Here is a 12,651-nt window from a genome sequence, read left to right as displayed (position 1 = left end):
ATGAGGCGTGAACGCGGGGTGAACGCGACGCGAACGGTCGCCCTCGTCAGGCGAGCGCGGTGACGACCTCGTCGATGGGCACCTGCGTGCGCTCACCCGTGGCGCGATCCCACACCTCGACGATGCCGTCGACGACACCGCGCCCCGCGATCACGATCTTCGGGATGCCGATGAGCTCGGCGTCGCCGAACTTCACGCCGGGCGAGACCTTCGGTCGATCGTCGTAGAGCACGTCGTATCCGGATGCCTCGAGGTTGGCCACGACCGTCTCAGCCGCGTCGAACACCGCCGCATCCTTGCCTGCGGCGAGCACGTGCACGTCGAACGGGGCGACCGAGGCCGGCCAGATGAGGCCCTTGCCGTCGTTGTTGTCCTCGGCGATGATCGCGAGGATCCGAGTCACGCCGATGCCGTAGGAGCCCATGGTGACGGTGACGAGCTTGCCGTTCTCGTCGAGCACCTTGAGGCCGAGCACATCGGCGAAGAAGCGACCGAGTTGGAAGACGTGGCCGATCTCCATACCCCGGGCGAGCTCGACCGGTCCGGAGCCATCGGGCGCGAGGTCGCCCGGTCGGACGTTCGACGCCTCGACCGTGCCGTCGGCCACGAAGTCACGACCGGCGACGAGCCCGAACACGTGCTGCTCGTCGACGTTGGCCCCGGTGATCCATTCGGTGCCATCGACGACGCGAGGGTCGACGAGATAGCGGATGCCGGTGGCCGACTCCGCGCCGAGCACGACGCCATCGGCCGACCAGGGTCCGATGTAGCCCTTCACGAGGCCGGGGTGCTTCGCGAAATCCGCCTCGGTCGCGGGCCCGACCTCGCCCGGCGCGAACGCAACCTCGACGCGCTTCATCTCGACATCACGGTCGCCTGGCAGGCCGATGACGACGACCTCGCGGGTACCGTCGGGATGTGCCACGGCGAGCACGACGTTCTTCAGCGTGTCGGCCGCGGTCCAAGGGCGCCCGTCTGGGCGCGGGTACTCGGCGTTCGCGAGGTCGACGAGCGTCGCGATGGTCGGTGTGTTCGGCGAATCGAGCACGACCGGTGCGGGCAGACCGTCGAAGGGAACGGAGTGCGGCACCACGGTCTCGAACGCCTCGACGTTCGCGGCGTATCCGCCTGCCGAGCGCACGAATGTGTCTTCACCGATGGGCGTCGGGTGCAAGAACTCCTCGCTCCGCGCGCCGCCCATGAGCCCGTTGTCGGCGTTCACGATGACGTACTCGAGCCCGAGACGCGTGAAGATGCGCTCGTAGGCGTCGCGCTGCGCCTGGTAGCTCGCGTCGAGCCCCTCGTCCGAGACGTCGAAGGAGTACGCATCCTTCATCGTGAACTCGCGACCGCGCAGGAGACCGGCGCGGGGGCGCGCCTCGTCGCGATACTTGTCCTGGATCTGGTAGATCGCGAGCGGGAGGTCCTTGTACGAGTTGTAGAGGTCCTTCACGAGCAGCGTGAAGACCTCTTCGTGCGTGGGGGCAAGCAGGTAGTCGGCACCCTTGCGATCATGGAGACGGAAGATGCCGTCTCCATAGGTCTCCCACCGGCCGGAGGCCTCGTAGGGCTCGCGAGGCAGCAGCGCCGGGAAATGCACCTCGTGAGCACCGGCATTCGTCATCTCTTCACGGATGATCGCCTCGATCTTCGCCTTGACCTTCAGCCCCAACGGCAGCCACGCGAACACGCCCGGCGCCTGGCGCCGGATGTAGCCGGCGCGCACGAGCAGCCGGTGACTCGTGACCTCGGCCTCGGCCGGGTCTTCGCGGAGCGTGCGGAGGAAATAGTTCGTCAGGCGTGTGGGCACCCGACGATTCTAGTTGCGCGCTCGACGGCACTTCACAGCACGGCTGCCCGAGCGAACGGAAGCGCGTACTCGTCGCGCTTGCTCGTGCCGACCCCCATGCGCACCATGCCGGTGACGAGACCGACGGATGCCGCGACACCGTCGATCACCGGCACGCCGACGCGCTCCGAGAGCGCCGCGCAGAGGTCGGTCATGCCGGCGCAGCCGAGCACGATGGAGTCCGCGGCATCCGCTCGCACCGCTCGCTCGCACACGGCTGCGATCGTCTCGAACGCCTCGGCCGTGGAATCCTCGAGGTCGAGCACCGGGATGCCGGTCGCGTAGCTCGAGACGCAGGCCTCCGTGAACCCGTAGCGGCGCACGAGGTCGTGCGCTCGGCCGAGCGTGCGGGAGAGCGTCGTGACGATGCTGAAGGTGCGACCCGCCAGCGTCGCGACGTGCATCGCGGCCTCCGCGATGCCGACCACGGGGCCGGTCGCGAGTTCGCGTGCTGCGTCGAGGCCCGGGTCGCCGAAGCACGCGATGACGAACGCGTCGACGCCGGCCGCCTGACCCGCCTCGACCTCCCGCAGCACCGCCGCCGCGGCGGCGACCTCGTCGGTGTGGCTCTCGATCGCGGCGGGCCCGAACTCCGGGCAGACCGCCGCGATCTCCACTCCCGGCCCCGCGACCTCCCGGGCGGACCGGCCGATCTTGTCGGTCATCGCCCGGGAGGTGTTCGGGTTGATGAGGGTGACGCGCATCGCTACTTCACCGCGGTGACGGATGCCACGTCGATGGTGCCGCCGGCCACGTCGACCGTGCCGTCCGAGACGCCCTCACTCAGGTCGGCGAGGTTCGGCACGCGGGGGTTGCGCCGCTCGAGGATCACGAAGATCACGTAGCCGAGGCCGCAGCCGATGAACCACGTGAAGTTGCCGATCCACGAGATGTCGAACCCGCCCAGGTCGGCGATGAGCTTCGGCAGCACTCCGAGCGCGATGGTCGGGACGCCCGCGAGGAGCAGCGCGTTGACCGCGTTCGTGTTGTATCCCTTCGTGTACCAGTACTTGCCCTGCTCCGACATCGTGAACATGTCGTCGACGAGCACGCGCTGGCGCGCCGCGACGTAGTAGCCGGCGATCAGGATGCCGAACAGCGGGCCGATCATCGCACCGAGCACGCCGAGGGTGTAGTGGATGGCGTCGGCGTTGTTGTACCAGTTCCACGGCAGGAGGATCACCGAGCCCACCGCCGCGATCATGCCGCCCATCCGCCAGCTGATCCGGTGCGGCGCCACGTTCGAGAAGTCGAACGCGGGCGAGATGAAGTTCGCGACGATGTTGATGCCGACCGTGGCGATGACGAACGTCAGTCCGCCGAGGAGGATCGCGAACGGCGTGTCGATGCGCTCGACCGTGTGGATGGGGTCGGTGATGAGCTCGCCGAACACGGGCACGGTCGCCGACGCGGTGATCACGGTGAGCAGCGAGAAGAACAGGAAGTTGATCGGCAGGCCGAGGAAGTTGCCGCGCTTGACCGCCTCGAACGACTTGCCGTAACGCGCGAAGTCGCCGAAGTTCAGCATCGGGCCAGAGAAGTACGACACGACGATCGCGATGGCGGTGAGCATGACGGGGATCGATGCCCAGAACTCGAGCGGCGCGCCCGCCGAGAGGTCGAGGCTGATGTTCTCCCAGCCCGCCTCCGAGACGAGGTAGATCGCGAGGACGATCATCACGACGTAGACCGCCGGCCCGGCCCAGTCGATGAAGTGACGGATCGTCTCCATGCCGTTCCAGAAGAGCGCGGCCTGCGCGACCCACAGGATCGCGTAGGAGATCCAGCCGAGGGTCGAGAGCCCGAGGAAGCTCGACTCGAGCAGCGCCGCGCTGCCCGGGATGAACTTCAGGAAGACGATGTTCAGCGACGCGGCCGCGAGGTAGGTCTGCACGCCGTACCACGCGATCGCGATGAGGCCGCGGATGATGGCGGGGATGTTCGCGCCCTTGACGCCGAAGATCGCACGGTTGATGACCGGATAGGGCACGCCCGTCTTCTGGCTCGGCTTCGCGACGAGGTTGGCGAACACCTGCACGATGACGATGCCGATGACGAGCGCGAGCAGCACCTGCCAGCTCGCGATGCCGAGTGCGAAGAGGCTGCCGGCCGTGATGTACCCGCCGACCGAGTGCACGTCCGACATCCAGAACGCGAAGATGTTGTAGGAGGTCCACTTCTGCTTCCGGAGCGGAGCGAGGTCCTCGTTGGCGAGGCGGTGGTCGTACCCGGGCTTCACGAGGCCCGATCCGACGGGCATGCCCGCGGCCTCGACGACGTCGTACGGCCCGGTCGGCGGAGCCGGCGCGGCTGACACGGGTGCGACGGGCGCACCCTCGAGTTGTTCGGTCATGAGCGGAAGCCTTTCGAGTGCCGGATGGGGGATGTGAATGAAGTTATAGATTCACGTCCAGTGCGAGGTTTCCGCCGTGTAACAGCCTTGTGAAGAAGAAGTTCAGCATTCACTTCACTTCTGGTTTCGCCGATCGAATTGGACGGCGCTCTAGGATCGAGTCATGACGTCACTGGCCGCGCGACGCGACCCGATGGACTCCGCCGAGGTGCGGAGCCTCGGCGGGCGCCTCCGCGCGCTCCGCACGGCGCGAGGAATCTCGGCTCGCACCCTCGCGAAGTCCCTCGGCATCTCGGCGAGCGCCGTCTCCCAGATCGAACGCGGAGTGATGCAGCCGTCGGTCTCCCGTCTCATCGCGATCACCGACGCCCTCGGCGTGCCGCTCGCCGACGTGTTCGACGACGCGGACGACACCCAAGACGAGCGCCACGCGTCATCCGCCGAGGGACACGACGGCTACACGCTCGTCCGTGCCCACCAGGCGACGCCCGTCGCGCTCGAGAGCGGCGTCACCTTCCGCCGGCTCTCGCCGCGAAGCACGAGCGAACTCGACCTCTTCGAATCGGTCTACCCGCCCGGCAGCACGGCGACCGGCGACAACGCGCTCTTCCGGCACGAGGGCTACGAGATCGGCAGCGTGGTGTCGGGCGAGCTCACGATCGAGTTCGACGACGAGACGGTCGTGCTCGCGCCCGGCGACTCGATCAGCTACCCGTGCTCGAAGCCGCACCGCATCCGCAATACTTCGAGCCGGCCTGCCGTGGCGACCTGGCTCATCGTCCATCCCTGACGAGCGGATGTCGGCGTGCTCGAGCACGCCGACATCCGCTCGGTGCGATGGATCAGGCCTGACGCATGCGTGTGCGCGCGACGGCGATTGCCACGCCACCCAGGACGAGCGCTGCCAAGGCGATCCACGCGACGCTCGACGCGTCGACGCCCGTCGAAGCGAGCGACGGGGCGCTCCCGATCGACGCTGCCGCTCCCGCGGCGGCGGTCGTCACCACCGCTGGTGCCGGCGCGGTCGGCGGTGTCGTCGGCGTGTCCGCCGGGAAGATCGGTGCACCGCCGATCTTGCCGAAGGCGAAGATGAACGTGTTGGGCGCGCCTCCCGCCGGGTCGTCGGCCGTCTGGCCGAACGAGTAGGCCTCTGCGCCGACCGCGGCGAGCGCTGCGTTCGCCTCGGCCTCGCTCGCGGCTGCCCCGTAGAAGATGACGAAGCTGATCGAACCGCCGGGTCCGATCGGACCGAATGCGAAGTCGAACAGCGCACCGATGTCGTCAGGCCCGGCATCGGTGGCGTTGCCCGAGAACAGGATCTGGGAGGGCCCCGTCAGCGGATTCGGGCTGGCGAACCCGTCGTCGCTCGAGAAGAACAGCGCGCTCGCAGTGCCACCGTCGATCGTGACGAACTCGTCGAACGCCGTGGGCTCGATGTCCCAGTCCATGACCCGTCGGTACTGCACGGTCGCGATCGCTGCTCCCGAGAGGTTCTCGATCGTCACGTTGACCTGATAGAGGTTCGGCGTGGCCGCTGACGGCACGTACTCGTGGGTGACCCGGAAGACCGGTTCATCTGCAGCATCCTCGATGACCACGACGGATGTCGCGGTCGATCCGGTGTACTCGAAGGACTCGACGACGAGATTCGTGCCGCCCGCTCCCTCGGTGTCGAGGTTCGCTCCGCCCCAGACGCCGCTCGCCGGATCAGCGACGCCCCAGCCTTCGCAGAGGCATCCGGGCGAGGTCCCATCGTTGCCCGTCGGCACATACGTGAGCCCGGCGTCCCCCGGACCAGCGGCAGAACCGGTCGCGTCACTCGTGTTGAGCTCCCCGGTCGGATTGACCGCAAGGAGGACCGTGCCGTTCGTGATGCAGACGGCCGGGTAGCAGGGGTCTCCCGGTGCCGGGACCGCAGCGACGGCTGGATCGTCGGCCGCCGCGAAGAGGGTGACGGTTGGCTCGCCGACCGGCTCGGCGAGCGTCTCCTCGACGCTCGCGCCGGGTTCGGCGACGACGACCTCCGCCGCCACTGGGACGGGATCCGGCAGGGTGGATTCGGCCGGGACGGGTTCGGCCGGGACCGATGTCTCCTCCGGCGGTTCCGCCACGGGCTCTGCCGCCTCAGGGGCGGGTTCGGCCTCCGCCTCGGGCACGGCCGGCTCGACGACCGCAGTCTCGACCACCGGTTCGGCGGGCGATTCCTCCGCATGCGCGGTCAAGGGGACGAGCACCAGGCTCAACGTCGCAATCACGACGCCGGTGCTCAGGCCGAGCCCCAGTCGCGTGCGCGACCTTGTTCGTATGTTCATTGGATCGCTCCGTTCGTGAGTCCGACGTCGACGGATGTCGGATCGTCGATGCCCGAGGACGGGCGGCTGACGTCGCTCGGAGCGCCCCCGCGCACGGCCTCACGCTAGGGGAACGTGTGCGCGGGGCGCGTCAGTGAGTACCCCGAAATGGCCTCAGGGCTGACACGACCAAGAGCCCCGGTCTGGGGGTAGGCAGGGCCAGAGGTCGTTCTGGCGCGTCACGGCTCACGTGCCGAGAAAAGGACGAACCGGCTCTCAGACGTCCTCGTCGTCGTCTTCCTCGTCTTCCATAGCGAAGTGCTCGAGCTCGTCCTCGGTCGCCGTCGCGGCATCCTCCTCGGCGCCCTCGTGCAGCGTGCCCATGCCGTCGGGGTACCCAGCCTGGTCGGGGTACTCGAACTCGGTGCCGTTTCCGCTCATCACGGGCCCCTCTCGTGCATGGATGCGTCGTGGCATCCGATGCGGCCCACGATACTCGCGGACGAGCCGGCCGACTACGGGGTAAGGACCTCGGGCGAGCCCACCGGGGCATCCGTGCCCATCTCATCGGCGATGCGGTTCGCCTCTTCGATGAGCGTCGCGACGATCTCGGACTCGGGCACGGTCTTGATGACCTCGCCCTTCACGAAGATCTGGCCCTTGCCGTTGCCGGATGCCACGCCGAGGTCGGCCTCGCGAGCCTCGCCCGGCCCGTTGACGACGCAACCCATGACGGCGACGCGGAGCGGCACGGTCATGCCCTCGAGCCCGTCGGTGACGTCGTTGGCGAGCTTGTACACGTCGACCTGAGCGCGCCCGCACGACGGGCACGAGACGATCTCGAGCTTCCGCTCGCGGAGATTCAGCGACTGCAGGATCTGCAGGCCCACCTTCACCTCTTCGACCGGTGGCGCCGAGAGGGAGACGCGGATCGTGTCGCCGATGCCCTCGCCGAGGAGGATGCCGAACGCGGTCGCCGACTTGATCGTGCCCTGGAACGCGGGGCCGGCCTCGGTCACGCCGAGGTGCAGCGGCCAATCGCCGCGCTCGGCGAGCATGCGATACGCCTTCACCATGATGATGGGGTCGTTGTGCTTCACCGAGATCTTGAAGTCGTGGAAGTCGTGCTCCTCGAAGAGGCTCGCCTCCCAGACCGCCGACTCGACGAGCGCCTCGGGCGTCGCCTTGCCGTACTTCTGGAGCAGGCGCGGGTCGAGCGAGCCGGCGTTCACGCCGATGCGGATCGAGACGTCGGCCTCTTTCGCGCGTCGCGCGATCTCGGCGACCTGGTCGTCGAACTTGCGGATGTTGCCGGGGTTCACGCGCACCGCGGCGCATCCGGCGTCGATTGCCGCATAGACGTAGTTCGGCTGAAAGTGGATGTCGGCGATGACCGGGATCTGGCTCTTCTTCGCGATGATCGGCAGCGCCTCGGCGTCGTCGCGGCTCGGCACGGCGACGCGCACGATGTCGCAACCGGAAGCCGTGAGCTCGGCGATCTGCTGGAGGGTCGCGTTGATGTTCGTGGTCGGCGTCGTCGTCATCGACTGCACGCTCACTTGCGCGTCGCCGCCGACGAGGACCTTGCCCACCTTGATCTGGCGCGACTTGCGTCGGGGGGCCAGTACCTCAGGGACTTTGGGCATTCCGAGATTCACAGCAGGCACGGGTTCAGTCTACGGCGCACGGCCTCCGCGCAGGCCGCGAGCGATACCCCGCCCAACCGGCCCTCGGACACCGGCTGCTACGCGCAGCCGTCCGCGATCATCTCGGGCGCACCGACGGCACCGACCGTACCGTCGTCACCACTTCTGACGACCACGGTCGCCGTCCGGGTATCGCCGTCGGCTGGCTCGAGCTCAAGTGTTTCGACCGGCGTGCCGTAACAGGTCCACAGGTCGGCATCGAACACCGGATCGCCGCTCAGGCTCGACCAGTCGTCGCCCGCGCGGAAGCCCTGCTCGGAGGTGAGATCGATACCCTGCGCCGACGGCCCCTCTAAGTGCACCGCGAGGCGTGGCCAGATGTAGTCGAGACGCCCCTCAGCGCGGCGCTCCTCGTCGTAGTGACGCTCATCCAGAACGAACTCGTCCCAGACGTGGTAGATACCCGGCGGCGTGTGGTTGGTGCCTTGGTATGGCTCCTCGACCGGCGGTGCGCCGAAGACCGTCGTCAGCGCGGAGATCGCAGCAGCCGGCGACGACATGTAGTCGAGCGATGCGATCACCGTTCCATCCCCGCTCCGCAGTTCGAGTGCAGTGGGGCGCGCGACCAGCGACGTGACGGAATCGAGCGGATCGGCCACCGGCGTCGGCGTCGGCGTCGGCGTCGCGGTCGGTGCCGTGGTCTGGGGAGCCGGTGTGGCGGCCGGTGCCGCGCTCGCGCACGCCGACAATGTCACGGCGATCACAGCCGCAGCAAGGATCCGCACGGTGAACTCGACTCTGTTGGATGTGCGCATCTTCCCCCATGCCTGCCTGGGAATCTCTTTCCCGTCGGACAGATTCTGCGGCATGCATGCACGCATCGAGCTCGTGACTCGATAACGATCGGATGACGAGACGACTGACGCTCGTGGTCATCGCTCTTCGTCGCGCTCGGCATCGTCCTGGCCTGAGTGCTCCAGACGAATGCGGCGGCCGAGCTCGACGTCCTTCTTCTCCTTCGCCGCGGCCTTCTCGCTCCTGCGGGTGTCACGCGGCGGGAGCTGGATGTCCACCTCCGCCTCGATACCCGCCTGCAACTGGCGACCACGCTCGAGCTCGGCGTCGAACTCCGCACCGAAGAGCAGTGCACAGTTCGAGATCCAGAGCCAGAGCAGGAAGATGACCACCCCCGCGAACGAGCCATATGTGCGGTCGTAGTTCGAGAAGTTCACGACGTAGAGCGCGAATCCCGCCGAGGCGATGAGGAGCACCAGGATCGCCAGGACCGCGCCGATGCTGATCCAGCGGAATCTCGGCTGCTTCGCGTTCGGCGTCGCGTAGTAGAGGAGCGCGATGACGAACACCACGGCGAGCGCGAGCACGGGCCACTTGACGATCTCCCACGCGACCTGCACCGTCTCACCGAGGTTGAGGGCGTTGCCGATGGCATCGACGACCGGTCCCGACACGACGAGGATGATCGCGATCACGACGACGAGCACGAGGGTGACGATGGTGACGAACAACTGCATGGGCCGCAGCTTCCAGAACGGCCGGCCCTCGTCGATCTCGTAGATGCGGTTCATCGCCCGGCTGAAGGCGCCGACGTATCCCGACGCCGACCAGATGGCGAGCACGAGGCCCGTGACGAACCCGAATCCTGCGGCGGGCGAGGAGCTGAAGTCCTCGAGCGGCTCCCGCACGACGTCGAGCGCATCGGCGGGCGCGACCTGTTCGACGATGCCGAACAGGGCATCGATCGCCCTGTCGCCCTGCCCGGCGATCGCGAGCAGCGAGGCGAGGGCGAGCAGCCCGGGAAAGAGCGCGAGCACGCCGAAGTACGTGAGGGCACCGGCACGATCGGTGCACTCGTCGTCGAGGAACTCCCGGAAGCTCTTCCGCAGCACGTACGTCCACGAACGCTTCGTGATCTCGCGCGGCGACTCGGGCTTGCGCTCGTCATCGGGCGCCGGAGCGTCGGCCAGGTCCCGGCTGGCCCCGTCGTCGCTCATCATGCCCTCCTCGATCCACGGATGCCTCGAGGTGGATGCCACAGATCCGGCCGGTCATCGACCTCGCCCGACCTCCTCCGGTCAGGGCCACCAGTCTCCGCCTCGGACGGCCCCCGTGCAGCCCCCTCGCATTTCCGGGGATGGCGGGTTATAGTCCCCCGGTCAGCGCCGCATCAGTCGGTGAAGAGCGCCGGCTCGGTGGCGGCGACGACCTCATCGACGGTCACGCCGGGTGCGAGCTCGACGAGGCGGAGGCCCTCGGGCGTGACGTCGATGACGGCGAGGTCGGTGATGATGCGGTCGACGACGCCCCTGCCGGTGAGGGGCAGTGAGCACTCGTTCACGATCTTCGGCGATCCGTCTTTCGCGACGTGCTCCATGAGCACGATGCGACGGCGTGCGCCGTGCACGAGGTCCATGGCGCCGCCCGGACCCTTCACCATCTTGCCGGGGATCATCCAATTGGCGAGGTCGCCCGTTGCCGAGACCTGCATCGCCCCGAGGATGGCCGCGTCGATCTTGCCTCCGCGGATCATGCCGAAGCTCGTGGCCGAGTCGAAGAACGCGGCGCCGGGGAGCACCGTCACGGTCTCCTTGCCGGCGTTGATGAGGTCGGGATCGACGTCGGCCTCGGTCGGATACGGCCCGACGCCGAGGATGCCGTTCTCGGACTGCAGGAGGATCGTGATGCCCTCTGGCACGTAGTTCGGCACGAGCGTCGGCAGCCCGATGCCGAGGTTGACGTAGGAGCCGTCGGGCAGCTCGCGAGCCGCTCTCGCGGCCATCTCGAATCGCGTGAGTGCCATCTCAGTCCTCCCTGACGGTGCGGCGCTCGATGCGCTTCTCGATGTCGGCGCCGACCACGATGATGCGGTCGACGTAGATGCCGGGCAGGTGCACTGCGTCGGGGTCGAGCGCGCCCACCTCGACGATCTCCTCGACCTGCGCGATGCAGACCCGCCCCGCCATCGCCGCGAGCGGCGAGAAGTTGCGCGCCGACTTGTCGAAGACGAGGTTGCCGTAGCGATCGCCCCGCAGCGCGTGCACGAGCGCGAAGTCGGTGGTGATCGCCTCCTCGAGCACGAACTCACGAGCGGCCCCCGCGAACTCGAACGACTGCACGGGCTTGGCTGCGCTCGCGACGGCGATCGAACCGTCGCCGTTGTACCGCTGCGGCAACCCGCCCTCGGCGACCTGCGTGCCGACGCCGGTCTGCGTGAAGAACGCCGCGATGCCGCTGCCGCCCGCGCGGAGCTTCTCGGCGAGCGTGCCCTGCGGGGTGAGCTCGAGCTCGAGCTCGCCCGAGAGGTACTGCCGCTCGAACTCCTTGTTCTCACCCACGTACGACGACGTCATCTTCGCGATGCGCCGCTCGGCGAGCAGCACGCCGAGCCCCCAGTCATCGACGCCGCAGTTGTTCGAGACGATCGAGAGACCGTCGACGCCCGCGTCGAGCAGGGCCTGGATGAGCACCATCGGGATGCCGCAGAGGCCGAAGCCGCCGACGGCGAGGCTCGCGCCCGAAGGGATGTCGGCGACCGCTTCTCGAGCGGACCCGACGACTTTGTCGAGTGTCACGATGTACCTTTCTGTGATTCCGGGGCCGCGAGGCGGGAGCGGAGCACAGGCATCACGCTACTCGCGCTGCGGCTCATCTCGCGCTCCATCCGCCGTCCATGGTGTAGCTCGCCCCGGTCACCATGCGCGCGTCATCACCGGCGAGCCAGAGCGCGAGGCTCGCGACCTCATGCGGCTCCACGAGCCGTGGGATCGCCGACTCGGTGAGCATGATCTTCGGCAGCACCTCCTCCTCGGGGATGCCGTGCGCGCGCGCCTGATCGGCGATCTGGCGCTCGACGAGCGGCGTGCGCACATAACCCGGGTTGATGCAGTTCGACGTGATGCCGTGCTCGCCGCCCTCGAGCGCGGCGACCTTCGAGAGCCCCTCGAGACCGTGCTTGGCGGCCACGTACGCCGACTTGTACGGCGACGCGCGCAGGCCGTGCACGCTCGACACGTTGATGATCCGGCCGAACCCGCGCTCGGACATGCCGGGCAGTGCGGCCCGGATCAGCAGGAACGGCGACTCGAGCATGATGCGCAGCATGAGCGCGAACTGCGCCGGCTCGAACTCGACGATGGGCCGTACATGTTGCACGCCGGCGTTGTTGACGAGGATGTCGGTGTCGAGCACGAGGTCGGCGAGTGGGCTCGTGTCGCCGAGGTCGACTCGCCACGCCGTACCGCCGATGCGCTTCGCGGCAGCCTCAGCGGCGGTGCCGTCGATGTCGGCGATCGTCACCTCGGCGCCGGCCGCCGCGAGGGCCTCGGCGCACGCGAGGCCGATGCCGCTCGCACCGCCCGTGACGACGGCCCGTCGTCCGGTGAGCTTGGTCATGTTCCTCCTCGTCGAGTCATGGCCCGCCCCCGCGCGAATCAACCGGAGGGTGCCGGCAGTCCGAGTATGACTGCGCGAATTCGCATCGCAAATGGTGAGAAT

Annotated in this window: 12 protein-coding genes; 1 reads left to right on the top strand and 11 read right to left on the bottom strand. The window is 68.1% G+C overall.

Features of this window, described 5'->3' with window-relative positions; all coding sequences use genetic code 11:
- Positions 1–46 precede the first annotated feature (46 nt).
- From QFZ29_RS05415 to QFZ29_RS05405, 3 genes are read right to left on the bottom strand one after another with little or no spacing between them, the layout of a single operon-like run.
- Positions 47–1,810: a proline--tRNA ligase gene (locus QFZ29_RS05415; protein WP_306893200.1), complete on the bottom strand. Its 1,764-nt coding sequence runs from the start codon at positions 1,808–1,810 to the stop codon at positions 47–49.
- Between the two features lie 32 nt (positions 1,811–1,842).
- Positions 1,843–2,553, bottom strand: coding sequence for an aspartate/glutamate racemase family protein (locus QFZ29_RS05410; RefSeq protein WP_306893199.1), 711 nt, complete (start codon positions 2,551–2,553; stop codon positions 1,843–1,845).
- Positions 2,554–2,555: 2 nt separating this feature from the next.
- A complete protein-coding gene (locus QFZ29_RS05405) occupies positions 2,556–4,202 on the bottom strand; it encodes an NCS1 family nucleobase:cation symporter-1 (RefSeq protein WP_306893198.1) in 1,647 nt (548 codons plus the stop codon).
- Positions 4,203–4,365: 163 nt separating this feature from the next.
- On the opposite strand from QFZ29_RS05405, the gene QFZ29_RS05400 reads away from it, so the two are divergent.
- Positions 4,366–4,992 (top strand): helix-turn-helix domain-containing protein, encoded by a 627-nt coding sequence (locus QFZ29_RS05400; protein WP_306893197.1) that lies wholly within the window; start codon positions 4,366–4,368, stop codon positions 4,990–4,992.
- Between the two features lie 52 nt (positions 4,993–5,044).
- Here the strand turns inward: QFZ29_RS05400 and QFZ29_RS05395 are convergent, their stop codons facing one another.
- From QFZ29_RS05395 to QFZ29_RS05360, 8 genes are all read right to left on the bottom strand, one after another.
- Positions 5,045–6,514: a hypothetical protein gene (locus QFZ29_RS05395; RefSeq protein ID WP_306893196.1), complete on the bottom strand. Its 1,470-nt coding sequence runs from the start codon at positions 6,512–6,514 to the stop codon at positions 5,045–5,047.
- Positions 6,515–6,769: 255 nt separating this feature from the next.
- Positions 6,770–6,934 carry a hypothetical protein gene (locus QFZ29_RS05390; protein ID WP_306893195.1) on the bottom strand — a complete coding sequence of 55 codons (165 nt, stop codon included), beginning with the start codon at positions 6,932–6,934 and terminating at the stop codon, positions 6,770–6,772.
- 74 nt (positions 6,935–7,008) lie between these two features.
- Positions 7,009–8,139, bottom strand: coding sequence for a flavodoxin-dependent (E)-4-hydroxy-3-methylbut-2-enyl-diphosphate synthase (gene ispG, locus QFZ29_RS05385; protein ID WP_306893194.1), 1,131 nt, complete (start codon positions 8,137–8,139; stop codon positions 7,009–7,011).
- A gap of 98 nt (positions 8,140–8,237) precedes the next feature.
- Positions 8,238–9,008: a hypothetical protein gene (locus tag QFZ29_RS05380; RefSeq protein ID WP_306893193.1), complete on the bottom strand. Its 771-nt coding sequence runs from the start codon at positions 9,006–9,008 to the stop codon at positions 8,238–8,240.
- 63 nt (positions 9,009–9,071) lie between these two features.
- A complete protein-coding gene (locus QFZ29_RS05375) occupies positions 9,072–10,151 on the bottom strand; it encodes a YihY/virulence factor BrkB family protein (protein ID WP_306893192.1) in 1,080 nt (359 codons plus the stop codon).
- A gap of 173 nt (positions 10,152–10,324) precedes the next feature.
- A complete protein-coding gene (locus QFZ29_RS05370; RefSeq protein WP_306893191.1) occupies positions 10,325–10,957 on the bottom strand; it encodes a CoA transferase subunit B in 633 nt (210 codons plus the stop codon).
- Position 10,958: 1 nt separating this feature from the next.
- Complete coding sequence (locus tag QFZ29_RS05365) at positions 10,959–11,729, bottom strand: CoA transferase subunit A (RefSeq protein ID WP_306893190.1); 771 nt, start codon at positions 11,727–11,729, stop codon at positions 10,959–10,961.
- A gap of 73 nt (positions 11,730–11,802) precedes the next feature.
- Positions 11,803–12,549: a 3-hydroxybutyrate dehydrogenase gene (locus QFZ29_RS05360; protein WP_306893189.1), complete on the bottom strand. Its 747-nt coding sequence runs from the start codon at positions 12,547–12,549 to the stop codon at positions 11,803–11,805.
- Positions 12,550–12,651: the final 102 nt, after the last annotated feature.

This window comes from Agromyces albus (assembly GCF_030815405.1).
Lineage (GTDB): Bacteria > Actinomycetota > Actinomycetes > Actinomycetales > Microbacteriaceae > Agromyces > Agromyces albus_A.
The sequence above is the reverse complement of the archived record's forward strand: the minus strand, read 5'-3'. Positions and strand labels throughout refer to the sequence as shown.